Below are 24,861 nucleotides of genomic sequence, written 5' to 3'. Positions count from 1 at the left end.
TTTTATACTAGTGAAGAAATATTTTTAGGGTAGTCGAAAAATATAAGTTCGCCCGTGCCTTTGCTTAGCATTTGCCATTTATCGAATGGGAATTTCATTAGTATCATTCCGCAAGTTGGAAGGCTAAATCCAATATTATCACAAAAATAGTTAGCCAGATCACTTAAGCCTGGATTATGGCCAAATAAGGCTGTAAACTCAGAAGAATCATCAAGATTGTTTACCACTTCTAATAAAGTTTGACTATGCGCCTCATAAATTTCACCTTCTTGGATAATTTCTGAATGATCAATTTTGAATGTAGAAGCAAAAATTTTAGCGGTTGATAATGCTCTTAAAGCGGGACTACTAACTAATTGTTGTGGGATTAACTGTTTCTTTATCATTCTTTGGGCCATTTCAGGAGCGTTTTTTTGCCCTCTTTCATTTAATGGCCTTTGGAAATCAGGTAATAATAAATCATCCCATCCTGATTTAGCATGTCTGATTAGTAATAAATTTTTAGGCATTTGCTACTTTTATTAACTCGCTTAGATTTATGCTATTCATGCATTTAAAATGGCCTTTCGGACAAGTATTATGGCCAATTTTAGAGCATGGTCTGCAATTTAGTCCCGAAACCTCAAAAATTCGTGATTCATCTACTTGATATGGATACATCCCAAATTCTGGAACTGTATTACCCCAAATAGATAAAATTGGCTTCTTAAAGGCAGCGGCAATATGCATAAGTCCGGTATCATGGCTAATTACTTTTTCCGACATTTTAATAAGAAATGCACTTTGGTCGAGTTTGAATTTACCACATCCATTATAAACATGTTTCCCAGCTGTATTGGAGATAATTTCTCCACGTTCAGCATCCTCAGGACCTCCTAAAAGAACCACCGGATGATTGATATTGCTACATAGTTCGATCAATCGCTCAACTGGGAGGCGTTTAGTTGCATGTTGTGCGCCAATTACTACTGCAATATATTTGAGATGTGAGCTAGGTAAGAGAGTTTCTAGCTCATAATTGCCATTTAAGTAATAATCGAGGCCTTTATTATCGTTGTTTACCCCAAGAAACTCGACAGTTTTAAGATACCTATCAACGATATGGATTTTTGGAAGTACATTTTTCTTGAAATTAACTAATAACCATTTTTGCCAATTTAACTTATCAAATGATTTGGAGTGTGTAGCAAGTCGTGTTTTAATGATTAATGTCCTTAAGTTGTGGTGAAGGTCAATTATATGATCAAAATTCTCCTTTTTAAGCTCCGAAATAGAGTCATTAAGTGAATTTTCAAGAAAATGCAATTTGTCAATATTGGGATTAGCAGATAGAACCTGTTCAAATGATTTTTTTGTTAAATAATGGACTTCTACTCCCTCAATTTGCTCTTTCAAACAGCGGATAACAGGGCTTGTAAGCACAATATCACCAATTGAGCTAAATCTTATAATTAGGATTTTAACTTTCTTATTTTCCAAGTTTATGCTTTGTTTTTTGTTGCTCAAAAATTTTGCTGATTTGCTCTAAAGTCATTGCATTAAGACAGTTTAGTTTACTTAATCCACCTTTTCGCGCAATCAAAGTACCATATTTCATGTCTAAATTACCTTCAACACGATGTGCATCAGGATTTATGGATAAAAGTATACCTTTTGATATGGCATATTGATGCCAGCGCCAATCGAGGTCAAGCCTCAGAGGATTTGCATTAATCTCAATGATGACATTATTTGCTGCACAAGCATCAATTACCTTTTTATGGTCGATAGGGTATCCACTTCTACTTAATAATAATCTTCCAGTTGGATGTCCTAAAATTGTGGTAAATGGGTTTTCAATAGCTTTTAATAATCTTTCAGTTGCTTTTTCCTCATTCATATTTAAAATGGAGTGGACTGATGCAACAACAAAATCGAAACTAGAAAGCACCTCATCCGAATAATCAAGAGAACCATCATAAAGAATATCTGACTCAATTCCTTTAAATATACGGAATGGAGCAAGTTTTTTATTCAACTCATCTATTTCTCGATGCTGAGCTGCAACACGCATCTCATTTAATCCATTGGCATAAAAAGCTGATTTTGAGTGGTCGCAAATACCAAAATATTCTAGTTTAAGCTCATTTTTACAATAAAGAGCCATTTCTTCCAAAGTATGAATTCCGTCGCTCCAAGTACTATGGTTGTGTAAACTACCTTTAAGATCGGTGTATTGGATTAATTCAGGTAGCTTTTTAGATTTTGCTAATTCGATCTCATTTGTGCCTTCTCTTAATTCAGGAACTATAAACTCTAAGCCTGCCAATTCATAAATCTGCTCTTCCGATTTATTCTTTAAATCATGGCCTTCAAGTAAGTTTAACAGATTTTCTACATGTAAGTCATTCCCGGTTTTTAGGATAAGTTCTTTGCCAAAATCTTCTTTGCTACAGAATGAGAAGCCTATTTTCAATCCTGATTCAGTTTTGCATTGTACCTTATGATTACTACTATCAATTTTTTCAAGTTCCAATAAATTAATCTTTTCAGATAGCAAATCATTGTTTTCGCCGATAATTAGGAAATCAAGTTCATCAATAATTTCGCATTTACGACGGTATTGACCTGTGAAATGAATTTCTTCTGTTTTTAACTCTTTTTTAAGGTTTATTAAGAGCTCCTCCGCAAGTAATTCAATCTTTGCATAAAGAAAGCGTCCATTGCTAGCGATGCTAAATTCAATATTTTTTTTAATTTCTTCTTGTGTCTTTAATCCAAAGCCTTTAGCTTCAATTAAGCGGTTTTCATTGCATGCATAATACAATTCGCCCACGGTATCAATGCCTAAATCTTTCCAAATTGTAAGAATCTTTTTAGGGCCGATACCCTTGATTTGCATCATTTCAATAATGCCTTCTGGGGTTTTATTCAAAAGTTCGGTCAGTTCTTCAATGGCATTAGTCTTAATAAATTCATCAACTTTTGCTGCAATACTTTTACCAAGACCTTCAATCTGTTCTAGCTCTAATAAGCTTTTCGTATCAATAGGATAGGGGAGTTTATCTATTTTAAATGCTGCATTGGCCACAGAACGTACCTTAAATGGGTTTTCATTATGTAATTCAAGCAATGAGCTTAAGAATCTTAATGTCCGGGCAATGATTTTATTTTCCATATCGACAAAAATAAAGAACCCTTCCCTGAAAAGGGAAGGGTTTCTTTTATTTAATAAAATATTTTTAAGAATTATCTAATTTGTATGTTATAAGGTATACGAGCCTGTACTCCAGATAAATTTAGTGCCGATTTCATTTGTTCATAATACATGAAATTATCACCTAGTTCTCTTTTTACAAAATAAGCTTTTACCTGATCACCCGATTTATCGAAAAGTGCCGTAAATGGATCAATTTGTGCAGGATAGTCAACAATTTTATAATCTTTTAATTTTGCTTTTTTAGCTGCTGATGCAATAGCATCATTGATATCACCCAATCTATCTACAAGCCCTATGTTAAGTGCCTCTGTTCCACTCCAAACTCTACCTTGGCCGATGCTATTAATATAGTTTTGATCTTTTTTTCGTCCATCTGCAACCTTTTTGGTGAAAGTATCATAAACTTTATTTACTTCTAGTTGGATAATCATTTTTTCACCCTCAGTTAAAGGTCTGCTAATTGACCCTAAATCGGCAAATTTTCCTGTTTTTACACCATCGAACGTTATTCCAAGTTTATTCTTGAAAAATTTCTGCATGTTAGGAATAATGCCAAACACTCCAATTGAACCTGTTATGGTATTAGGTTGCGCAAAAATTGAGTCGGCTGCACATGCAATATAATAACCTCCAGAAGCAGCTACGTCGCCCATTGATACAATTACAGGTTTAGTTTTCTTTGCCAATACTGTTTCTCGCCAAATCACGTCGGATGCAAGAGCACTACCTCCCGGAGAATTAATACGAAGAACAATTGCTTTAACTTTATCATCCGTACGTGCTTTTCTAATGGCTCTAGATATTCTTTCTGAACCAATAGTTTGATCATCTCCTTCACCACTAATTATTTCGCCATTGGCATAAATAATAGCAATCCTATTTTTTGAAGATTCTTCTTTTATTTCTTCTTTTGCTGTATAATCTTCGAGGCTTACAGATTTTATATCTTTCTTTTTATCAATTTTTGTAAGTTTTTTCAATTCATCTAACACCTCGTCTTTATATTTAAGTCCATCGACCATTTTATAAGTCAAAGCATCTTTTGGAGCTCGAATTTTTGCACTGTCAGCGATTGAAAACAAGCTTTCCTTCGAAATTTTCCTGCTTTTAGATATTTCAGAAAGAAGGTGATCATACATTGAACCTAAGAATGAACTTACCTGCTGTTTATTAGGTTCGCTCATTTTGTCTAAAATAAAAGGCTCTACGGCACTTTTGTAAGTTCCAACTTTAATAATTTGGGCTTCAATATCTAATTTTTCCAGAGCACCTTTAAAGAACATGATTTCAGAGCTTAATCCACGGAAATCTATCATTCCTTCGGGATTAAGATAAATTTTATCTGCTATTGAAGACAAATAATAAGCCCCTTGCGAATAAACCTCGCTATAAGCAATAATAAACTTACCACTTTTCTTAAAATCTATTAATGCATTTCGAACCTCTTCAATTGTTGCCATTCCAGCACTTAATGAAGACACATCAAGGTATATACCTTTTATACGATCATCGGTTTTAGCTTCATTAATATTTGCCAAAATTTCATTAAGTCCCAAAGTTTTCTTGCTTTCAAGTCCGAAGAGATCTAATTCAGCAAATGGATTTTTATCCGTTCGTTCTGTAATTGGATAATCAAGACTTACATGAAGTACACTATTGGATGCGATGCTAACTTTGCCTTCATTGCTTGCAGATGAAACAAGAGCGCCAATAATTGCAATAAGAAGTAAAAAAGCCACGAAAAATGATAGGATAAAACCGATCATAGAAGCAAAAACAAATTTGAAAAAATCTTTCATATAACCTTTAAATACATTATCTATGTAATATTACAAATATACAGATTTAGTTTTTGTCAATTTGTTACATAATTTTGTAAAATAATATGTTTGATACTTATATTCTTCTAGGTAGTAATCTTGGTAATAGCAAAAAATATATTTCTGATGCCATTCTTGAGATAGAAAATAATATTGGCTTTATTAAATCTAAATCCTCATTATATCAAACAGCAGCTTGGGGAAAGATAGATCAGCCAAATTTTTTGAACCAAGTAGTTCATGTAATAACTAAGCTTAATCCCGAAGAATTATTAAATTCAATCTTAAGCATAGAAAAAAAACTGGGGAGAGAACGGCAAGAGAAGTGGGGCTCTAGAATAATTGATATAGATATATTGTTTTATGATAATCAGGTAATTAATAAACCTGATTTAGTAATACCACATCCTTATTTGCATGTCAGGAAGTTTACACTTATGCCTTTAAATGAGGTTGCTCCCGACTTAATTCATCCGGAACTTTCAAAAAGTGTTAGTCAATTACTTCATGATTTGGATGATAACCTTTCAGTGGAAAAAGTTGAATTTTAGTTTTATATTTATTTTATGTCAATAGATTCAAGCCATAATAACGCAGATTTTGAATTAGATCTAACTTACCTTCGCGGGATTGCTAGTGGAAGTACGGAATTTATGATCGATCTTATTGATCTGTTTTTATCTCAGATACCTGATTATTTTGAGAAGCTCGACCAATTTATCAAAGATAAAAACTGGGCTGATGCTGCCGAAATAGCGCATAAAATAAAACCCAGTTTAACATTTATGGGTGTGCAATCGGCGATGGAAAGTATGGCTGAAATAGAGATGAATGCTCGAAACCTTGAAAATTTAGATGCTATTCCGCCATCATTTAAGATTTTAAAAGATATGAGTAAAACTCTTTTTGTGAAGTTAGCAATTATTAAGTCTGAATTAGAGAAATCTGTCTGACAATAATTTAGAAATCTTAAACTTTTACTGTTTTTCTGAACTGTAGAAGAGATATTAAAATATATAGAATTAGAATTATTGGAACTGCAGCAAATTGAAGTAATAAGATTAATAGTATCGAGCTAAGTATCAGAGTATAGCGAAGTGCATTTTCTGAAAAACTAAGTGTTTTAAATTTTAAAGAGATGAGTGGTATTTCAGAAATCAATAAAAAACTCATTATCAGACTAAAAACTAATAAAGAATAAGGATTCATGATATAATTCATAAAAAATGAATTATTTTCTTCCATCATGAAGGGAAAAGATGCAATTAATAAAGCATTTGCAGGTGTTGGTAATCCGATAAAATTCTCAGATTGACGTGTATCGATATTGAATTTTGCTAATCTTAATCCCGAAAAAACAGCAATAATAAAAGCAGAGTAACTGATGAGACTGAGTGATGTAATTTCTACTGAACTTAAAAAAAGATGGTAAATAATAACTGAAGGTAAAACCCCAAAACTCACCATATCTGCAAGTGAATCTAACTGTTTTCCAAGTTCTGAATAAGCTTTTAATAGTCTGGCAAGCATTCCATCAAGAAAATCGAGAACTGCTGCGATCAGTATGGCATAACTTGCGAAAACAAGGTTTCCATTGAATGCAAAAACAATCCCCAAACAGCCGCTAAATAAGTTTAGACAAGTAACTGTATTGGGGATATGTTGTTTCATCAGTATATTATTGATGTTTTATTTCTTTCCTTAAAATTATGAATTCATTGAAATTAAGAATTCTTCATTGGTTTTTGTTCCACGCATTTGTGACTGCAAGAATTCCATAGATTCTTGTGAATTCATATCTGCTAAGTGATTTCTTAAAATCCAAATACGTTGTAAGGTATCTTTATCTAATAAAAGATCATCTCTACGAGTACTTGAAGCTGTGAGGTCGATTGCAGGGAAAATACGCTTGTTAGATAGTTTTCTATCCAATTGTAATTCCATGTTACCGGTACCTTTAAACTCTTCAAAGATAACCTCGTCCATTTTAGAGCCAGTTTCTGTTAAAGCAGTAGCTAAAATGGTTAAAGAGCCACCATCTTCAATATTTCTTGCGGCACCAAAGAAGCGCTTAGGCTTATGTAATGCGTTGGCATCAACACCACCCGAAAGAATTTTGCCGGATGCAGGAGCAACAGTATTATAAGCACGCGCTAAACGAGTGATTGAATCAAGTAGAATAACTACATCATGTCCACATTCAACCATTCTTTTTGCCTTTTCAAGTACGATATTGGCAATTTTAACGTGTCGTTCAGCGGGTTCATCAAATGTTGATGAAACAACTTCTGCACGAACACTTCTAGCCATATCTGTAACCTCTTCCGGACGTTCATCAATCAATAAAATGATTAAATAAACTTCTGGATGATTCTTTGCAATGGCATTGGCAACATCTTTAAGTAGCATTGTTTTACCTGTTTTAGGTTGTGCTACTATTAAGCCACGCTGACCTTTACCAATTGGTGTGAAAAGATCAATAATTCGAGTAGAGTGATTTCCAGTATCAACAAAAAGGTTTAATTTTTCTGTTGGGAAAAGCGGTGTAAGGTAGTCGAAGGGTACTCTATCGCGGACTTCAGCAGGTATTCTTCCATTGATAGCTTCAACACGTACCAAAGGGAAATATTTTTCACCTTCTTTTGGTGGACGAATACTTCCTCTTACAGTATCTCCGGTTTTTAATCCGAAAAGTTTTATTTGCGATTGAGAAACATAGATATCATCTGGTGATGATAGGTAATTATAATCTGATGACCTTAAAAATCCATATCCATCAGGCATAATTTCTAAAATACCTTCATTAACAATAACATTGTCAAAATCCATGTTTAATGCAGGAGCATCTTGATTTCTTTGATTTTGTTTTGGATTGTTAGGGTTTGGTCTACGTTCAAACTTTTTAGCCTCGTTAGGCTCCGAGGGACTTTTTGTTTCATTAAGCTGAACATCTGCTTCAGTTGTAGGGTTTTCTGAGGCCAAAACTTCAATCTTAGGTTCTGAGGATTCTGTTAAAACCACCTCATCTTCTACTTCAGGGAAGTCAAATGTCCTAGTATTATCTAAATGAACCTCTTTATGCTGCTTATTATCCCCGGAAGGTTTTGTAGTACGAAGTCGCTTTCTTGGCTTTGAATCTATATCATTAGAATTTGATATTGGATTTTCAATTTCAGTATTCACCTCGATAGGAGGTACATCTGCTTGTTCAAGAATTTTGCTAATCAGATCCTGCTTACGTAATGTATCAGTATCTGCGACACCTAAGGTTTGAGCAATTTCACGTAGCTCGGAAACGAGCTTATCGTTCAATTTATTACTATCCAGCATTAAATATGGTTTATGTTTTTTGGGATTTTAGTTTAGTAAATTTATCCTGGAGAATGGCAACACAAGAATTAATGGAATTATAAAGATACAAAAAATTATTGTGATTTCCTGAATTCAGGGATAAAATGAGATAACAGTACAATTTTATGGAATAAAAAGAAAAAAACAAAATTTTAATTCTTTTTTTATTCAAAGACTGCATCTTTTTTTAAATTCGTCCAAATTCAGCTATTAAAATGACTAGAGAGCAGCTTATTGAGCAAATAAAAATCAAGAAATCTTTCTTATGTGTAGGTCTTGATACAGACATTAATCTGGTTCCAGAGTTCTTACTCGACTTTGAGGATCCAGTATTGGAGTTTAATAAGCGTATTATTGATGCTACGCATGATCTTTGCGTGGCATATAAGCCTAACAGTGCTTTTTATGAAAGTAGAGGAATTGCTGGCTGGCAAAGTTTAATTGGGACCTCCAATTATATACCAAAAACATGTTTAGGAATTATTGATGCTAAGCGCGGCGATATTGGAAATACCTCAACTATGTACGCAAAAGCATTTTTTGATCATGCTTCTTCTGGAATGAGCTTTGATGCTATAACCATTGCACCATACATGGGAAGTGATTCAGTTAAGCCATTTCTAGCTTTTGAAGATAAATGGGTCATACTTTTAGCATTAACATCAAACGAGGGAGGAAAGGATTTCCAATTTATTGAAACCGAAAAAGGACGTTTGTTCGAAAATATTATTCAAAAAGCTAATTCATGGGCAGGAAACGACAGAATGATGTACGTTGTAGGCGCTACTAGAGCTGAAGAGTTTTTAGCAATTCGAAAATATGCCCCAGATCATTTTTTACTCGTGCCAGGTGTAGGAGCGCAGGGTGGAAGCTTGCAGGAGGTTTGTAAATATGGCTTATCAGAAAGTTGTGGATTACTAATCAACTCGTCGAGGTCTATTATTTTCGCATCTTCAGGCCATGATTTTGCAGAACGTGCTAGAGAAGAAGCCAAGAAACTTCAATCAGAAATGGAAGTTCTTTTAGAGGGAATTGGTCTGTTAAATTAGGATTTTTACCGTTAATGGGCTAAAAACTGCCGTTTAATCATATTTTTTTACTGCATTCTCTAATTGTGCTAGCTTGAAATATGACATTACCAGAAGATTTTTATCATTATTTATGGAAGTATAGTTTATTCAATAAGCTGAATTATAAAACTGTTGCAGGCGAAACATTAGAAATTCTTAATGTTGGTTTGCACAATATGAATGCTGGCCCAGACTTTGAAAGCGCTAAAATTAAGATAGGTGATACATTGTGGGCTGGAAATGTTGAAATTCATATTCGATCTTCTGATTGGAATCGACATCAACACCAGTTTGATCCAGCCTATGAAAATGTAATTTTACATGTGGTGTCTGTTCATGATCAGACTATCTATCGCAGTGACGGAACCGAAATACCTGTTTTCGAGGTTAAAGACTTAATTTCTAAAGAACTTATTTACAATTATTCTGCCTTAATGGCCGAAATGACATGGATACCTTGTGAAAGGCATTTATCAATCATAGAGCCATTCATTATTAAAAATTGGCTTTCTAGGATCTTGATAGAACGTTTAGAAGAAAAATCAATTCAAGTTAATGAACTTTTAAAGGAATATAAAGGTAGTTGGGATGATGCCTTTTACATTATGCTAGCACGCAATTTTGGCTTTAAAACAAATGCACTTCCTTTTGAAATGCTCGCTCGTTCTTTACCACAAAAATTATTAGCAAAATACAAAGATAAAGCCACCCAAATTGAAGCCTTAGTTTTTGGGCAGGCAGGATTTTTGAATGAGATGTTTAAGGAATCTTATCCAAATACTATCATGCAGGAGTACCGTTTTTTAAAGAAAAAACATAGTTTAAAGTCGATTGATAAATATCTATGGAAATATATGAGACTCAGGCCTCGTAATTTTCCGAGCTTAAGGCTTGCTCAATTTGCAGCATTGGTTTTAAAGTCCAATCATCTTTTTTCTAAAATCAATGAGGAAAATGATATCAAAAACATCCTTAAAGTTTTCAGAGATCTACCTTTAAATAGCTATTGGGATACCCATTATCGCTTTGGTAAAGAATGCCGCAAATCTTCAACAACATTGGGAGATGAAGCCATAAATAATATTCTTATAAATACTGTGGCAGTGTTTTCCTTTGCATTTGGTTTTCTTAATGGTGATAAGAAATACATAAATAAAGGTATAAACCTTTTAGAAAATATTGGTCCAGAGGACAATGGATTTATAAAGCGTTTTATAAAAATGAATTGGATTCCTGAAAACGCTGCTCAAAGTCAGGCGCTAATTCAATTAAAAAAAACTTACTGTGATCAAAAGAAATGTTTATCTTGTGGAATTGGAATTAAAATATTATCAAATAATAATGCTACAACAGTTTCTAACATTTTTTGAAAAACGATCATTTGGGGTTTGTGCTTACCTTGGAGAGCGTTTTAATATTTCTATTTCAAAAATTAGATTATTTTTCATATATTCTTCTTTTCTAGCGGTTGGATTCCCCTTAGTATTTTATGTATTTGCTGCCTTTGTACTCGATATTCGTAATTATGTTAAGCGAATTAGAACTCGGGTGTGGGATTTTTAATTGTTTATGAAATCTTAAAATTTTATAAATAAATAACAATTTATTGCTCTATTTAATACTTAGGAAAGTATTTTTGAAATTTCATCGAATCCGTTTTCTAGGGCTAGATCTGCGGGACTTTTACCATCATGATTTTTTATATTTACATTAGCTCCAGCTTCAAGAAGAACGATTAGTAAATCGATATTTCCGTTTTTTGCTGCTAAATGTAGGGGGGTAATCCCTGAAAATTGTGTAAAACTGCAATCCGCACCACCTTCAATTAACATTTTAGCAATCATTGTAAAGTTATTTTCTATAGCTATATGTAATGGGTAAATGCGATAAACATTATTAGAGGGGATATTAGGATTAGCCCCTTTTAGAAGCAGTAAATGTGTAATATTTTCATTCCCAAAATAACTTGCTAAATAAAGCAAGCTAAAGCCATCGTCAGAGAATTCATTGATTATTGTCGGATTTAGATTTATAGCTTCCTTAATTATATCCAATTTATTGAGCGCAAGGGCTTCATAAATAGTTATAGTAGGAGTATAGCTAAATAAAATTTCAGCAATTTCAGGTTTTTTATAATAAGCGCTTAGCATAATTGGGGAAACTTGCTGACTTGTTTTTTGGATTGCAAGCTGAGGTTGTGCCTTTAAAAGCACACTTAGTTCAATTATATTGCCAGTTTCAATATATTCCTCCAATAAAGCCTGACTCATATTTTTAAAATAAATTGAATTTCATGAGATATAATTAAAATTAAAAAAAATATCTAATAATTATCTAAGCTCATTGTTTTAAATCATTTTTTATCTAGAAAATATTTTCAAATAAATAACACGTATTTTTATCACAACTTTTAAAATAAAATCTTCAATATAAAATATTGGAAAGTCATAATTCCTTATTATTATTGAGGATACTAATTCTGCCTATTCAAATATTCTTTATAACATTATATTTGTCTTTATTTATAAATTTACCAAATGCCCCTAAAAGGAAATCAATTCAGGAATTCAAACACTTTTCGTGACGAACCTAAGTCTAAATCGACCTCGAAACAAGCGGGTTCGAATGAAAAAACAGAAGTTCTGCCAAAGTTTAAGTTTAATGATGACCGTACGATTAAAATAATTGGCTTGTTTTTTTTAATCGTTTCCCTATATTTTATGGTTGCTTTTACTTCCTATTTGTTTACTTGGGAAGATGACCAAAGCTATGTTTTAGATGCAAACGGGGGATGGTCTAATTTATGGAAAACTCAGCTGGAATTGACAAAATCTGGTGTTAATCAAGCAATTGTACAGAATTGGTTAGGTAAGTTTGGAGCACTTTTATCTCATCAGTTTATTTATGAGTGGTTTGGAATTGCATCATTTATATTTATTGGTGTTTTCTTTATTTTAGGTTATAGAATGCTGTTTAAGGTTCAGCTTTTTTCAGTTTCAAAGACACTAGGCTATTCACTTTTCTTGTTATTATTTATTTCTGTCAGTTCAGCGTTTTTTCATTCTTTTATCATTGATTATCCTCATTTTCTGGAAGGTGAATTTGGATTTTGGACAAACAGGTTATTGCAAGCCCAAATTGGAAATGCAGGAATCGCTGGTTTACTTGCTTTTGCAGGTTTAAGTGTTTTAATTATTGCTTACAATATTGATTTCAAACTTCCCGAGCGTAATTCAGAGCCTAAATATGTTGTTCCTGACACCTCAGATGCCGATATTCAATTGGAGGATGAAGTTATTTATGACCCTGTTGAGTTTAATTTACCGAATAAGCCTGGGCAAACAACGCCAGTAAACACGATAAATACTATCTTAAGCAAGGAGCCAGCTAAGGAAACTATTGAACTCGAGACAGAAGTTCATCAAGCAGTAACTCTAAGTCCTTCAAATGATATTCCTTTTGAAACAGCTCAATTAGTAAATGAGGATTTAAATGTATCTCCGCCATTGAGTATAGAAAAAACGGAAGAAGAGCAAAAATCATCTGAGCTTGTAGAGCAGTTTGGGATGTATGATCCTACTTTAGACTTGTCAAGTTATAAATATCCAACTTTAGATCTTTTAGAGAACCATGGTTCAAATAAAATAGCTGTAAATGCAGAGGAATTAGAAGCCAATAAGAACAAGATTGTAGAAACCCTCAACCACTACAATATTGAAATTGATAAAATCAAAGCTACCATTGGTCCCACAGTAACTTTATATGAAATTATTCCTGCTCCAGGGGTTCGAATTTCAAAAATAAAAAATCTTGAGGATGATATTGCTTTGAGTCTAGCCGCATTAGGAATCCGTATTATTGCTCCTATGCCTGGAAAAGGTACCATTGGAATTGAAGTTCCAAATCAGAATCCGGAAATGGTTTCTATGCGTTCTGTTTTGGCAACTGAGAAGTTTCAAAATACTACGATGGACTTGCCAATTGCACTTGGAAAGACAATTTCAAATGAGGTTTACATTGCCGACTTAGCTAAAATGCCACATTTGCTTGTTGCAGGAGCTACAGGGCAGGGTAAGTCGGTGGGTATTAATGCAATATTAGTCTCATTGCTTTATAAAAAGCATCCATCGCAATTAAAATTTGTACTTGTTGATCCTAAAAAGGTTGAATTAACGTTGTTTAGGAAAATTGAAAGACATTTTCTTGCCAAATTGCCAGGTGAAGCAGATGCCATTATTACCGATACTAAAAAAGTTATTACAACTTTAAACTCGCTTTGTATCGAGATGGATAATCGTTATGATCTCTTGAAAAATGGTCATGTACGTAATTTAAAGGAGTATAATCAGAAGTTTATAAGTCGGAAATTAAATCCAAATGATGGTCATCGATTCCTGCCATTTATTGTATTAATTATTGACGAATTTGCCGATTTGATGATGACAGCAGGTAAGGAAGTTGAAACTCCAATTGCTAGAATTGCTCAGTTAGCTCGTGCCGTTGGTATTCATTTAGTTATTGCCACTCAGCGACCATCAGTTAATATTATCACTGGGACAATCAAGGCCAATTTCCCAGCTAGATTAGCCTTTAGAGTACTATCTAAAATAGATTCTAGAACTATTCTAGATAGTGGTGGTGCCGATCAGCTAATTGGACGAGGAGATATGCTTTTATCAACAGGTAGCGACTTAATTCGTATACAATGTGCTTTTGTGGATACGCCTGAAGTTGAGAAGGTTTCTGAATTTATTGGTTCTCAACGAGGATATCCATCTGCATGGATGTTACCTGAATATATTGATGAAAATGGGGATTCGTCAGCTAAAGAATTTGATCCTTCAGACCGCGATCCAATGTTTGAAGAAGCAGCCAGAATGATTGTAATGCATCAGCAGGGCTCAACTTCTTTAATTCAACGTAAGCTAAAATTAGGTTATAATAGGGCTGGAAGAATTATTGATCAGCTTGAAGCAGCACATATTGTTGGTCCTTTTGAAGGAAGTAAGGCAAGAGAGGTGCTAATTCCCGATGAATATTCTTTGGAACAATTCTTGAATACATTAGACAAAGACTAAATAAAACAAAAATATAATGAAGAAATTTTTAATTGGAGCTCTGATTATAATGGGTTCTGGATTTAGTGCTTATGCACAAAGCGAGGTTAAGGCCAAGGAAATATTAGCAGAAGTTTCAAAAAAATATCGAGCTTACGATGTTGTAAAAACAGATTTTTCATATACCCTTGAAAATCCTCAGGCTAAGATTAAGGAAACTCAATTAGGGACTTTAATTGTAAAATCTAAATTAAATAAGTACAAAATTATTTTAAAAGGGCAGGAGTTGATAAGTGATGGGAAAAATCAATGGACTTATCTAAAAGCCGATAAAGAAGTGCAATTAAGTGAAGTAGATAACTCGTCTGATGCACTTAACCCAGCAAAACTGTTCACTATTTATGAAAAGGGATTTAAGTCGGTTTATACCAATGATACCAAGTTAAATGGTAAAACCTTACATGTTATTGATTTAACTCCACTTGACGGAAAACGTTCCTTTTTTAAAGTTAGGCTACAAATTGATAAATTAACGAAGCAAATAATGAATGCTGTTATTTTTGATAAAAACGGTAATAGATATACTTATACCATCAAAACATTTATGCCGAATGTAAAGGTGCCAGAATCAACATTTACCTTTGATTCAAAGCTTTATCCTGGGGTAGAGTTGGTAGATCTAAGATAGTTTTATAAAATTTATTTTAGGGGCTTAATCGTATCGCGTTTAAGCCCTTTTTTATTATTTTTGAATGCAATGACACTCAGCTATACACAGCACACTCTTGATAAATTAGAGGCTTTATTAAAATCACTTGGCTTTAAGTTAAGATATGAGAGAGGTAATTTTAAGACTGGTTCATGTCTATTAGAAAATAGTAGGGTTATTATTGTTAATAAATTTTCAAATCTTGAGAGTAAAATAAATGCTCTTGCCGATTTGCTACAAAGGACTGATAGCGATGAAACTTTGCTTGATGATAAGCAAAAAGCTTTTCTTTCCGACTTAAAACAATTAAAATTAGAACTTTGAGAGTTACATTTTTAGGAACAGGAACTTCACAGGGCGTGCCAGTAATAGCATGTGAATGTGACGTTTGTAAGTCGGAGGATAAGTACAATAAGCGACTTCGAGTTTCAGTTCTTATAGAAATTGACGAGAAAGTAATAATTATAGATACAGGACCTGATTTTCGCTTTCAAATGCTTCGTGCAGGGGTTAAAAAATTAGATGCTATTTTATATACACATGAGCATAAAGATCATGTTGCTGGATTAGATGATGTTAGAGCTTTCAATCATAAACAGCAGTCTGAAATTGATATTTATGCTCATCCTCGAGTTCAAGAAGCGCTTAAGCAGGAGTTTCACTATGTTTTTTCTGGCAATAATTACCCTGGAATTCCACGTTTAAAACTAAACGATGTTTCAGAAGGGGAGTCCTTTCGAGCTGTTGGAGTAGATATCATGCCGATTTCAGTTATGCATTATCTACTTCCCGTTTTTGGTTTCAGAATAGGTGATTTTACCTATATAACTGATGCTAAAACAATAAGTCCGGAGGAGAAATTGAAAATAAAAGGTTCTAAAATATTAGTAATTAATGCCTTACAAAGAGAAAAGCATATTTCACATTTTACTCTTGATGAAGCTTTGGAATTTGCTGCAGAAATAGGCGCTGAAAGGACTTATTTAACGCATATTAGCCATAAGTTGGGATTTCATGCTGAGGTGTCAAAGCAATTGCCAGAGGGTGTTTTTTTGGCTTATGATGGACTAGAATTGGACTTATAATTTTTTGAGAATTTTCTTAATCTTGTTTTGAGAAAATCATTATATGTGGACTATTTCCAATTATTTATTATTGAAGTCTGGATTTTTCTGTAAAAAACAATCTTTTTTTAATGCTTGAAGATAAAACAAGTATTTTAAGTGCCCAGGAGCAGATTCGAACTGCCACACCCGTTAAGGCGCCACCCCCTCAAAGTGGTGCGTCTACCAATTTCGCCACCTGGGCATAGGTGATATTCTAATATCTTTTAAAAGATAAAATTAGATTTTCGTTTTATTGGATTGCAAATATATAAGATTTGCTAATAATTAACATTAAAAGATAGAAAAATAGCGTTATTATCTTAAATGTGTGTTATAATTCAAGGTTTTTATTTGATGAAATAAGACAGGCTATATTTTGATTTTTCAAGTTAGAATCTGTCCCCATTTTCACATAAAAAAATTAACTTTGTATTTACTATTAATGGTACCCAAAGAAAACGTTAAATGATCCATTTTTTTGCCTCCCCACTCGATAAAATTTATGCGGTTCAAACAAGTGAAGAGATACTTCCGGCTGATGTTATAAAACTAAATTGGCTTTTTGGGGAGTCTAAAAAAGAAGATGATCAGATAATGCCAGGCTATTTTATTGGGCCTAGAGCAGCAATGATTACACCTTGGAGTACCAATGCGGTTGAAATTACCCAAAATATGGGTATTTCAGGCATAATTCGTATCGAGGAATTTGAAAGAGCTCCAGCAGACTTCAATGATTTTGATCCGATGCTTTTTCAAAAATACACGGAGCTCAACCAAGAAATTTATACCGTAAAAATCAGTCCTGAGCCCATTCTAGAAATCAATGATATTGCTGCATACAATCAATCTGAAGGACTTGCGCTAAGCACAGAAGAGGTTGAATATTTAAATAATTTATCTGTCAAATTGAATAGAAAACTGACAGATTCTGAGATCTTCGCATTTTCTCAAGCTAATTCTGAGCATTGTCGTCATAAAATCTTTAATGGTACCTTTATTATCGATGGGGAAGAAAAGCCCACCTCGCTATTTAAGTTGATTCGCAAAACTTCGGAAACTAATCCAAATGATATTGTATCGGCTTACAAAGACAATGTAGCTTTTGTAAAAGGTCCTAAATTGGTGCAGTTTGCTCCAAAAAGTGCAGATAAGCCTGATTTTTATGAAGAAAAAGAGTTTGAGTCGGTTTTATCATTAAAAGCAGAAACTCATAATTTTCCGACTACAGTTGAGCCATTCAATGGAGCTGCTACCGGTTCTGGAGGTGAAATTCGTGATCGTTTGGCTGGTGGTCAAGGTTCATTGCCTTTGGCAGGCACAGCGGTTTATATGACTTCTTATTCTCGTCTCGATAGAGGCAATTCTGCAGATAATCAGGGTGCTGAGTGGGAAAACGCAATGGCTGAACGCCCTTGGTTATACCAAACACCAGTAGATATTTTAATAAAGGCATCAAATGGTGCTTCAGATTTTGGAAATAAATTCGGTCAGCCATTAATCGCTGGTTCAGTCTTAACCTTTGAGCACCAAGAAGAAGGTCGTAAAATAGGCTTTGATAAGGTGATTATGCAAGCTGGTGGCATTGGCTATGGAAAACTCAATCAAGCAATAAAACAAACTCCTAAATCAGGTGATAAAATTGTAATTCTTGGAGGTGAAAACTATCGAATTGGAATGGGTGGCGCTGCTGTTTCTTCTGCAGATACCGGTGCTTTTGGCTCTGGAATTGAGTTGAATGCTATTCAAAGGTCAAATCCTGAAATGCAAAAGCGTGCTGCAAATGCAATCCGCGGATTAGTAGAAAGTGATCACAATCCAATTGTTTCTATTCATGACCATGGTGCTGGAGGGCATTTAAACTGTCTTTCTGAATTGGTGGAGGCTACAGGTGGATTAATTGATTTGGATAAATTACCTGTGGGAGATCCAACTTTATCTGCAAAGGAAATTATTGGTAACGAATCGCAAGAGCGCATGGGTTTGGTGATTGGTCAAGACGATATTGATACATTGAAGCGTATTGCTGACCGTGAGCGTTCTCCGATGTATGAAGTTGGAGATGTAACTAATGATCATCGTTTTACATTTGAATCTAAATCAACTGGTTTAAAACCAATGGATTATGCTTTGGAAGATTTCTTTGGAAGTTCACCAAAGACTGTCATGGCTGATAAAACAGTGAATAGAGCTTATGCCGAATTAAATTATACTGTCTCAGATCTTCCAAAGTACCTTAATCAAGTTTTACAATTAGAGGCTGTTGCTTGTAAAGATTGGTTAACTAATAAAGTCGACCGCTGTGTTGGTGGTAAAGTCGCAAAACAACAATGTGTTGGTCCACTTCAATTACCTCTCAATAACGTGGGGGTGATGGCATTAGACTTTAAGGGAAAAGAAGGTTTAGCAACATCTATTGGACATTCTCCAATTGCTGCCTTGATTGATCCTGCAGCAGCCTCACGTACAGCTATTGCTGAAGCCCTATCAAATATTGTTTGGGCTCCACTAAAAGATGGCCTATCTTCAGTTTCATTGTCAGCAAACTGGATGTGGGCATGTAAAAATGAAGGTGAAGATGCTCGTTTATATGAAGCTGTAAAAGCATGTTCGGATTTTGCTATCGATTTGGGAATTAATATTCCTACGGGTAAAGATTCGCTATCTATGAAGCAAAAATACCCAAATGAAGAGGTAATCGCGCCTGGCACGGTAATTATTTCGGCTGGTGCAAATTGCTCAAATATCAATCAAATTGTAGAACCCGTTTTAAAGCGTAACGGTGGTAATATTTATTATCTCAATCTTTCACAAGATACCTTTAAACTAGGTGGCTCTTCCTTTGCTCAAATTTTGAATAAAATAGGTTCTGAAGTCCCAACAATTAGAGATGCATCCTATTTTAAAACAGCTTTCAATGTACTTCAAAATTTAATTAAAGAAGGCAAAATTGAAGCTGGACATGATGTTGGTAGTGGTGGATTAATAGTCACTCTTTTAGAAATGTGCTTTGCCGATGTAAATCTTGGTGCAAATTTCGACTTAAGTTTATTGTTAGAGAATGATAGTGTAAAGGCCTTATTTAATGAAAATATAGCTGTAGTTTTCCAAGCAGATTCTTCAGTAGAATCAGTGTTTGCGGAGCATAATATTGAAATTTTCAATATTGGGACTGTTATTGATAGCAATGTTGTGAATATTAAAAACAATGATGATTCTTTTAATTTCAATGTTTCTGAATTTAGAGATGCATGGTTTCAAACTTCATTTTTATTGGATTCAAAGCAGTCGAAAAATGGAATGGCCTTAGAGCGCTTCACAAATTATAAGTCTCAGCCATTAAAATTCCATTTCCCTGCTAATTTTGATGGTAAGCTTCCATTTATTGCTAAAGGTGCAACCAGACCGAAAGCAGCTATTATTCGCGAAAAAGGGAGTAATTCAGAACGTGAAATGGCCAATGCTATGTTTTTAGCAGGTTTTGATGTGAAGGATGTGCACATGACAGATTTAATTTCCGGAAGAGAAAACCTAGAAGATATTCAATTTATTGGAGCTGTTGGTGGATTTTCCAATTCGGATGTTCTTGGATCAGCTAAAGGCTGGGCAGGAGCTTTTTTGTACAATGAAAAGGCAAATTCAGCATTAAAGAACTTTTTTAAGCGTGAGGATACGCTTTCAGTTGGTATTTGCAATGGTTGTCAATTATTCATGGAGCTTGAATTAATTAATCCGGAGCATCAAAAGCATGGTAAAATGCTTCATAATACATCTCATAAGCATGAGAGTGGCTTCACCTCAGTTAAGATTCAAAAAAATAATTCAATTATGCTTTCCTCAATGGAAGGTACCACTTTAGGGGTATGGATTTCACATGGAGAGGGTAAATTCAATTTGCCAAATCCTGAAGAACAATATCAAATTGTTGCAAAATATGGGTATGAAAATTATCCTGCAAACCCAAATGGGTCTGATTTTAATACAGCTATGATGTGTGATGCAACAGGAAGACATTTAGTAACAATGCCTCATATTGAGCGATCGATTTTCCCATGGAATTGGGCAAATTATCCTGAAAGAGCTCAAAAAGATGAGGTATCACCATGGCTTGAAGCATTTGTTAATGCTAGAAAATGGCTTGAAAAGAGAACTAAATAATTTTTGTCTTATAATTGTAATTATGGGCTTAAATTTCAGATCTTCCTCTATCATTAGTCGGATAATTTGAAATTATCCCTATTTTTATCTTAGATCAATTATTTTTATGAACAAGCGTCTTATATTTATTTTCTTGCTGTTTTTCAGCATCAATGCATTCTCTCAAAACAAGGATCAGATTCTTGGAAAATGGCTTAATGCTAGCGGTGAAGCACATATCCAAATTTATCCTAATGCAGGTAAGTATTTTGGTAAAATTTCATGGATGAAGGTGCCCAACAATCCTGATGGGAAGCCAAGGCTGGATAAAAATAATCCCAATACTTCATTAAGTCAAAATCCTATTTTGGGCTTAGTTATCTTAAAGGACTTTGTTTTTAGTGATAATATTTGGGAGGGGGGCAGTATTTATGATCCTAAAACTGGCAAAACTTATAGCTGTAAAATAAGTCCGCAAGGCCCAGACAAAATAAATGTTAGAGGTTTTGTTGGCTTTTCTATGTTGGGGAGAACCGAAAGTTGGACTCGCGTAAAATGATAAAGCTTTTCTTATCTATTTTTTTCTTTCTAGTCTGTTTTCAATCAGAGGCTCAAATTTTAAATCCTATTGATTCTGGCAAAAATACAAGCTTGCGTGGCTTGTCGGTTGTAAATGATTCAGTTGCTTGGATTAGTGGTAGCAAAGGTTGGGTAGCTCGTAGTTTAGATGGCGGAAAAACATGGTCATGGAATCAATTAGCGGCTTATAAAAACCTAGATTTTAGGGACATAGAAGCCTTTTCTGATTCGAAAGCTATTTTAATAAATGCCGGAAGTCCCGCAGTAATTTTAATTACTTTTGATGGTGGAAATTCATGGAAAGAGGTTTATAGAAATGAATCACCAGATATATTTTTAGATGGGATGGATTTTTGGGATTCTGAAAGAGGAATTATTTATGGAGATCCGATAAATCAAAAAATGGTTTTGTTGAAAACCAATGATGGAGGTGCGAGCTGGGAAAATATTAGTACCAATAATTCCATTGATCTACATGTTGGCGAGGCTAGCTTTGCAGCTAGCGGGACGACCATTCGTTGTGATTCGAAGGGAAATACTTGGATTGCTACAGGAGGGTTAAAATCAAGACTTTTTCACTCTAAAAATTATGGTCAATCTTGGAATGCTTATGATTGCCCCATAATTCAAGGTAAAAGCTCTACTGGCCCTTTTTCAATTGCTTTTCGTAAGAAAGGAATGGGACTTGCAGTTGGTGGCGATTATCTAAGTGATACCTCAAGAGTAAATAATTTATTGATAACCAAAAATGGTGGAAAATCATGGCAAAAACCATTAATTTCTACTTTTGGATATCGTTCTGCAGTTGAATATCTTTCTAAACAAAGTTTAATTGCAACTGGTCCCACTGGTACCGATTTTTCAGACGATGGTGGTAAAACATGGCGTAATTTATCGATCTTAGGCTATCACACAGCTAGAAAGGCTAAATTGGGCAAATTGGTTATCTTGACCGGTAGCGATGGCCGTATCGCTTCTTTGACATATTAATTTAATTGTCTTTTTTTCATTTTTTTAACGCTTAAATTGCCAATATGAATCTAGAGTTTAATAAAAACGAAGATGCCAATAAGCAGCTTTCATACGAGGTTAAAAATCGATTGAAAAAGATTTATGCTGGGGGAGGAGAGAAAGCTGCTGCAAAGCAAAAAGAGAAGGGGAAAATGCTAGCTCGCGAGCGAATTAGTTATTTGATTGACAAGGAAAGTCGCTGGTTAGAAATTGGTGCCTTTGCAGCCGAAGATATGTACAAAGAGGTTGGTGGATGCCCATCAGCAGGCGTAATTTGCGGTATAGGCTATGTTTCTGGTCGACAGTGCATGATTATCGCCAATGATGCCACAGTTAAAGCTGGTGCTTGGTTTCCCATGACTGCCAAGAAGAATCTAAGGGCACAGGAAATAGCGATGGAAAATCGTTTACCTGTTATTTATCTGGTAGATTCTGCGGGAGTATTTTTACCCTATCAGGATGAGATATTCCCAGACAAGGAGCATTTCGGTAGAATATTCCGAAATAATGCCATCATGAGTAGCAAAGGTATCGTGCAGATTTCCGCAATTATGGGTTCCTGCGTTGCTGGTGGAGCATATTTGCCTATCATGAGCGATGAAGCTATGATTGTTGAGGGTACAGGATCTGTGTTCTTAGCGGGAAGCTACCTAGTAAAATCGGCTATAGGAGAAGATATTGATAATGAAACTCTTGGTGGTGCAACAACACATTGTGAAATATCTGGTGTAACTGATTATAAGCATCCAAATGATGCTGCTTGTTTAGATTCCATTAAAAAGATCATGAGCATGATTGGTGCTCCTCAAAATGCAGGTTTTGATAGGATAAAACCTGCTTCACCCAAATTAGATGAGCAGGAAATTTACGGGATTTTACCAAGTAATAGAGAAAATCCCTATGATATGCGGGATATTATTCATCGTTTACTCGATAATTCTGAATTTGAAGAGTATAAACAATTATACGGACAAAGTATAATTTGCGGCTTAGGGCGCATTGATGGTTGGGCTGTGGGAATTGTGGCAAACCAACGTAAAGTAGTTAAGAGCAAAAAGGGGGAGATGCAATTTGGAGGCGTTATTTATTCAGATTCGGCAGATAAAGCGTCCCGTTTTATAATGAATTGTAATCAGAAGAAAATACCCTTAGTTTTTCTTCAAGATGTTACTGGATTTATGGTTGGAAGTAGGTCTGAGCAAGGTGGAATAATAAAAGATGGCGCCAAAATGGTAAATGTAGTAGCAAATTCTGTTGTGCCTAAGTTTACAATTGTGATTGGCAACTCCTATGGAGCAGGCAATTACGCCATGTGTGGAAAAGCATACGACCCTCGATTGATTTATGCATGGCCTTCGGCAAAAATTGCAGTAATGGGTGGCTCACAGGCAGGAAAAGTATTGTTACAGATACAAGAAGCATCTTTAAAGGCAAAAGGTGAGGTGATTACCAAGGAAAAAGAAGATGAATTACTAAAAGAAATTACCGATCGATATAATAGCCAAACTACGCCGTATTATGCCGCTTCTAGGCTTTGGGTTGACGGAATAATTGATCCGCTTGAGACTAGAAAAGTTATCTCAATGGGAATTGAAGCCGCAAATCAATCTCCAATTGAAAACTCGTTTAACCCTGGTATTTTACAAACCTAATTTTTAATAGGATGAAAAAAACTTTATTCCTATTGTTTCTCATAGCATCATTGAATGCATTTGGACAATCAAATTCTAAATTTCATAAAAAAGCTATTGTAGTTGACACTCATGGTGATATTTTATCAGATCAGATTAAATCTGGGATAGATATTGGATTAAGGCAAAAGGGAGGGAACTTTGATTTGGTTCGTGCAAAAGAGGGCGGATTGGATGTTCAAGTTTTTTCTGTGTGGAGCGATCATACTGGCGGTTTTAATCTAGCAAATCGACAAATTGATTCGCTTGATGCTTTAATTAATCGTCACCCGAGTTTAATTGCTAAGGTTCGTACCACCAAAGAGCTTAAAATGGCTATTAAGAATGGTAAAATGGCCGCTTTGTTTGGTGTTGAAGGCGGACACATGATAGAAAATACCTTTGATAATCTGGATTCATTGGCTAAACGTGGAATGACCTATATGACTCTAACTTGGAATAATAGTACTCCTTGGGCCAGTTCAGCATATGAAGAAACCTATAAAAGAGATAGTTTAAAACAAATAGGATTGAGTGATCTTGGTATCAAAATCATTCACAGAATGAATGAACTAGGAGTTATTGTTGACTTATCGCATGTTGGTGAAAAATCTTTTTATGATGCTATCCAGGCGTCAAAGAAGCCAGTTATGGCCTCCCATAGCTCTGCTTATGTTTTTAATGCCCATCAGCGGAATTTAAATGATGATCAAATTAAAGCCATTGCAAAAACAGGTGGTGTTATTTTTGTTAATTTTTATAGTGGTTTTTTAGATAGTACTTATGCGGCAAAGTTCAGTGATTTTAATTCAAGACATAAAAATGAGCTCATTGAATTGAGTAATAAACTTGGAAGTAGATCTTTGGCACAAGAAGAAATTAATAAAAAATATCAGTCTGAAATTGAAGACATTAAAGCCCCTTTGTCGTTATTAATTGATCATATCGATCACATGGTAAAGCTTGTTGGAGCAAATCATGTAGGTTTAGGTGCAGATTATGATGGAGCGGAATCTTATCCCAAAGGATTAGAGGATGTTTCAAAATACCCTTTAATTACTGATGCTCTAATTAATCGTGGCTACTCAAAAGCAGATGTTAAAAAAATCCTTGGATTGAATTTCATAAGATTATTAAAGGCTAATAAGGGCTAAT

Annotated in this window: 21 protein-coding genes and 1 tRNA gene; 14 read left to right on the top strand and 8 right to left on the bottom strand. The window is 34.5% G+C overall.

Going from position 1 to position 24,861, the window contains the following annotated elements:
- Positions 1 to 2: 2 nt before the first annotated feature.
- From QZ136_RS06885 to sppA, 4 genes are all read right to left on the bottom strand, one after another.
- Positions 3 to 509, bottom strand: a complete 507-nt coding sequence (locus tag QZ136_RS06885) for a histidine phosphatase family protein (protein ID WP_291401790.1) — start codon at positions 507 to 509, stop codon at positions 3 to 5.
- The gene (locus tag QZ136_RS06880) at positions 502 to 1,479 is read right to left on the bottom strand and encodes a glycosyltransferase family 9 protein (protein ID WP_291401787.1); all 978 of its coding nucleotides are present in this window, start codon (positions 1,477 to 1,479) and stop codon (positions 502 to 504) included. Before QZ136_RS06880 ends, QZ136_RS06885 begins: the two co-directional genes overlap by 8 nt.
- Positions 1,469 to 3,157: a DNA polymerase/3'-5' exonuclease PolX gene (locus tag QZ136_RS06875; RefSeq protein WP_291401784.1), complete on the bottom strand. Its 1,689-nt coding sequence runs from the start codon at positions 3,155 to 3,157 to the stop codon at positions 1,469 to 1,471. The genes QZ136_RS06880 and QZ136_RS06875 overlap by 11 nt, the downstream gene beginning before the upstream one ends.
- Before the next feature lie 71 nt (positions 3,158 to 3,228).
- Entirely contained in the window at positions 3,229 to 4,998 is a 1,770-nt protein-coding gene (sppA, locus tag QZ136_RS06870) for a signal peptide peptidase SppA (protein WP_291401782.1), read from the bottom strand.
- Positions 4,999 to 5,084: 86 nt separating this feature from the next.
- On the opposite strand from sppA, the gene folK reads away from it, so the two are divergent.
- Positions 5,085 to 5,570, top strand: a complete 486-nt coding sequence (folK, locus tag QZ136_RS06865) for a 2-amino-4-hydroxy-6-hydroxymethyldihydropteridine diphosphokinase (protein ID WP_291401780.1) — start codon at positions 5,085 to 5,087, stop codon at positions 5,568 to 5,570.
- Positions 5,571 to 5,585: 15 nt separating this feature from the next.
- Complete coding sequence (locus QZ136_RS06860; RefSeq protein WP_291401778.1) at positions 5,586 to 5,972, top strand: Hpt domain-containing protein; 387 nt, start codon at positions 5,586 to 5,588, stop codon at positions 5,970 to 5,972.
- A 16-nt stretch (positions 5,973 to 5,988) separates the two neighbouring features.
- On the opposite strand, the gene pssA is transcribed toward QZ136_RS06860, so the two are convergent.
- Both pssA and rho read right to left on the bottom strand, forming a co-directional pair.
- The gene (pssA, locus tag QZ136_RS06855; protein WP_291401776.1) at positions 5,989 to 6,690 is read right to left on the bottom strand and encodes a CDP-diacylglycerol--serine O-phosphatidyltransferase; all 702 of its coding nucleotides are present in this window, start codon (positions 6,688 to 6,690) and stop codon (positions 5,989 to 5,991) included.
- Positions 6,691 to 6,726: 36 nt separating this feature from the next.
- The gene (rho, locus tag QZ136_RS06850; RefSeq protein WP_291401774.1) at positions 6,727 to 8,349 is read right to left on the bottom strand and encodes a transcription termination factor Rho; all 1,623 of its coding nucleotides are present in this window, start codon (positions 8,347 to 8,349) and stop codon (positions 6,727 to 6,729) included.
- Positions 8,350 to 8,585: 236 nt separating this feature from the next.
- Here rho and pyrF point away from each other — a divergent pair, with 236 nt between their 5' ends.
- The 3 genes from pyrF to QZ136_RS06835 all read left to right on the top strand — a co-directional run bounded on the left by pyrF (position 8,586) and on the right by QZ136_RS06835 (position 11,003).
- Entirely contained in the window at positions 8,586 to 9,419 is an 834-nt protein-coding gene (pyrF, locus tag QZ136_RS06845; RefSeq protein ID WP_291401772.1) for an orotidine-5'-phosphate decarboxylase, read from the top strand.
- 80 nt (positions 9,420 to 9,499) lie between these two features.
- Positions 9,500 to 10,810 carry a DUF2851 family protein gene (locus tag QZ136_RS06840; protein WP_291401770.1) on the top strand — a complete coding sequence of 437 codons (1,311 nt, stop codon included), beginning with the start codon at positions 9,500 to 9,502 and terminating at the stop codon, positions 10,808 to 10,810.
- Complete coding sequence (locus tag QZ136_RS06835) at positions 10,782 to 11,003, top strand: PspC domain-containing protein (protein WP_291401768.1); 222 nt, start codon at positions 10,782 to 10,784, stop codon at positions 11,001 to 11,003. Before QZ136_RS06840 ends, QZ136_RS06835 begins: the two co-directional genes overlap by 29 nt.
- A gap of 59 nt (positions 11,004 to 11,062) precedes the next feature.
- On the opposite strand, the gene QZ136_RS06830 is transcribed toward QZ136_RS06835, so the two are convergent.
- Positions 11,063 to 11,710 carry an ankyrin repeat domain-containing protein gene (locus QZ136_RS06830; RefSeq protein ID WP_291401766.1) on the bottom strand — a complete coding sequence of 216 codons (648 nt, stop codon included), beginning with the start codon at positions 11,708 to 11,710 and terminating at the stop codon, positions 11,063 to 11,065.
- Between the two features lie 267 nt (positions 11,711 to 11,977).
- Between QZ136_RS06830 and QZ136_RS06825 the strand changes: the two genes are divergently transcribed.
- The 4 genes from QZ136_RS06825 (at position 11,978) to QZ136_RS06810 (ending at position 16,291) form a co-directional block, all read left to right on the top strand.
- Positions 11,978 to 14,518 carry a DNA translocase FtsK gene (locus QZ136_RS06825; RefSeq protein ID WP_291401765.1) on the top strand — a complete coding sequence of 847 codons (2,541 nt, stop codon included), beginning with the start codon at positions 11,978 to 11,980 and terminating at the stop codon, positions 14,516 to 14,518.
- A gap of 16 nt (positions 14,519 to 14,534) precedes the next feature.
- Positions 14,535 to 15,185 carry an outer membrane lipoprotein carrier protein LolA gene (locus QZ136_RS06820; RefSeq protein ID WP_291401763.1) on the top strand — a complete coding sequence of 217 codons (651 nt, stop codon included), beginning with the start codon at positions 14,535 to 14,537 and terminating at the stop codon, positions 15,183 to 15,185.
- Between the two features lie 69 nt (positions 15,186 to 15,254).
- On the top strand, positions 15,255 to 15,530 hold the full coding sequence (locus QZ136_RS06815) for a hypothetical protein (protein ID WP_291401761.1): 276 nt from the start codon (positions 15,255 to 15,257) through the stop codon (positions 15,528 to 15,530).
- On the top strand, positions 15,527 to 16,291 hold the full coding sequence (locus QZ136_RS06810; RefSeq protein ID WP_291401759.1) for an MBL fold metallo-hydrolase: 765 nt from the start codon (positions 15,527 to 15,529) through the stop codon (positions 16,289 to 16,291). The genes QZ136_RS06815 and QZ136_RS06810 overlap by 4 nt, the downstream gene beginning before the upstream one ends.
- A gap of 139 nt (positions 16,292 to 16,430) precedes the next feature.
- Here QZ136_RS06810 and QZ136_RS06805 read toward each other — a convergent pair.
- A tRNA-Leu gene (locus QZ136_RS06805) sits at positions 16,431 to 16,514 on the bottom strand.
- Positions 16,515 to 16,777: 263 nt separating this feature from the next.
- Here QZ136_RS06805 and purL point away from each other — a divergent pair.
- The 5 genes from purL to QZ136_RS06780 all read left to right on the top strand — a co-directional run bounded on the left by purL (position 16,778) and on the right by QZ136_RS06780 (position 24,860).
- Positions 16,778 to 20,467 (top strand): phosphoribosylformylglycinamidine synthase, encoded by a 3,690-nt coding sequence (purL, locus tag QZ136_RS06800; protein WP_291401757.1) that lies wholly within the window; start codon positions 16,778 to 16,780, stop codon positions 20,465 to 20,467.
- A gap of 106 nt (positions 20,468 to 20,573) precedes the next feature.
- On the top strand, positions 20,574 to 21,005 hold the full coding sequence (locus QZ136_RS06795; RefSeq protein WP_291401755.1) for a DUF2147 domain-containing protein: 432 nt from the start codon (positions 20,574 to 20,576) through the stop codon (positions 21,003 to 21,005).
- Entirely contained in the window at positions 21,002 to 22,015 is a 1,014-nt protein-coding gene (locus tag QZ136_RS06790; protein WP_291401753.1) for a YCF48-related protein, read from the top strand. Before QZ136_RS06795 ends, QZ136_RS06790 begins: the two co-directional genes overlap by 4 nt.
- Before the next feature lie 44 nt (positions 22,016 to 22,059).
- A complete protein-coding gene (locus QZ136_RS06785) occupies positions 22,060 to 23,688 on the top strand; it encodes an acyl-CoA carboxylase subunit beta (protein ID WP_291401751.1) in 1,629 nt (542 codons plus the stop codon).
- Between the two features lie 11 nt (positions 23,689 to 23,699).
- Positions 23,700 to 24,860 (top strand): dipeptidase, encoded by a 1,161-nt coding sequence (locus QZ136_RS06780; protein WP_291401749.1) that lies wholly within the window; start codon positions 23,700 to 23,702, stop codon positions 24,858 to 24,860.
- Position 24,861 lies beyond the last annotated feature (1 nt).

The organism is Daejeonella sp., from assembly GCF_017495225.1.
GTDB lineage: Bacteria > Bacteroidota > Bacteroidia > Sphingobacteriales > Sphingobacteriaceae > Daejeonella.
This window is presented reverse-complemented; position numbering and strand designations above follow the sequence as displayed.

Bases quoted from the DNA above. Each gene is read 5' to 3' on its own strand.
- QZ136_RS06875 (WP_291401784.1), bottom strand. From the start codon at position 3,157: ATGGAAAATAAAATCATTGCCCGGACATTAAGATTCTTAAGCTCATTG.
- QZ136_RS06820 (WP_291401763.1), top strand. From the start codon at position 14,535: ATGAAGAAATTTTTAATTGGAGCTCTGATTATAATGGGTTCTGGATTT.
- QZ136_RS06835 (WP_291401768.1), top strand. From the start codon at position 10,782: ATGCTACAACAGTTTCTAACATTTTTTGAAAAACGATCATTTGGGGTT.
- QZ136_RS06840 (WP_291401770.1), top strand. From the start codon at position 9,500: ATGACATTACCAGAAGATTTTTATCATTATTTATGGAAGTATAGTTTA.
- pyrF (WP_291401772.1), top strand. From the start codon at position 8,586: ATGACTAGAGAGCAGCTTATTGAGCAAATAAAAATCAAGAAATCTTTC.
- QZ136_RS06825 (WP_291401765.1), top strand. From the start codon at position 11,978: ATGCCCCTAAAAGGAAATCAATTCAGGAATTCAAACACTTTTCGTGAC.
- sppA (WP_291401782.1), bottom strand. From the start codon at position 4,998: ATGAAAGATTTTTTCAAATTTGTTTTTGCTTCTATGATCGGTTTTATC.
- QZ136_RS06780 (WP_291401749.1), top strand. From the start codon at position 23,700: ATGAAAAAAACTTTATTCCTATTGTTTCTCATAGCATCATTGAATGCA.
- QZ136_RS06860 (WP_291401778.1), top strand. From the start codon at position 5,586: ATGTCAATAGATTCAAGCCATAATAACGCAGATTTTGAATTAGATCTA.
- pssA (WP_291401776.1), bottom strand. From the start codon at position 6,690: ATGAAACAACATATCCCCAATACAGTTACTTGTCTAAACTTATTTAGC.
- QZ136_RS06785 (WP_291401751.1), top strand. From the start codon at position 22,060: ATGAATCTAGAGTTTAATAAAAACGAAGATGCCAATAAGCAGCTTTCA.
- QZ136_RS06795 (WP_291401755.1), top strand. From the start codon at position 20,574: ATGAACAAGCGTCTTATATTTATTTTCTTGCTGTTTTTCAGCATCAAT.
- purL (WP_291401757.1), top strand. From the start codon at position 16,778: ATGATCCATTTTTTTGCCTCCCCACTCGATAAAATTTATGCGGTTCAA.
- folK (WP_291401780.1), top strand. From the start codon at position 5,085: ATGTTTGATACTTATATTCTTCTAGGTAGTAATCTTGGTAATAGCAAA.
- QZ136_RS06830 (WP_291401766.1), bottom strand. From the start codon at position 11,710: ATGAGTCAGGCTTTATTGGAGGAATATATTGAAACTGGCAATATAATT.
- QZ136_RS06885 (WP_291401790.1), bottom strand. From the start codon at position 509: ATGCCTAAAAATTTATTACTAATCAGACATGCTAAATCAGGATGGGAT.
- rho (WP_291401774.1), bottom strand. From the start codon at position 8,349: ATGCTGGATAGTAATAAATTGAACGATAAGCTCGTTTCCGAGCTACGT.
- QZ136_RS06790 (WP_291401753.1), top strand. From the start codon at position 21,002: ATGATAAAGCTTTTCTTATCTATTTTTTTCTTTCTAGTCTGTTTTCAA.
- QZ136_RS06815 (WP_291401761.1), top strand. From the start codon at position 15,255: ATGACACTCAGCTATACACAGCACACTCTTGATAAATTAGAGGCTTTA.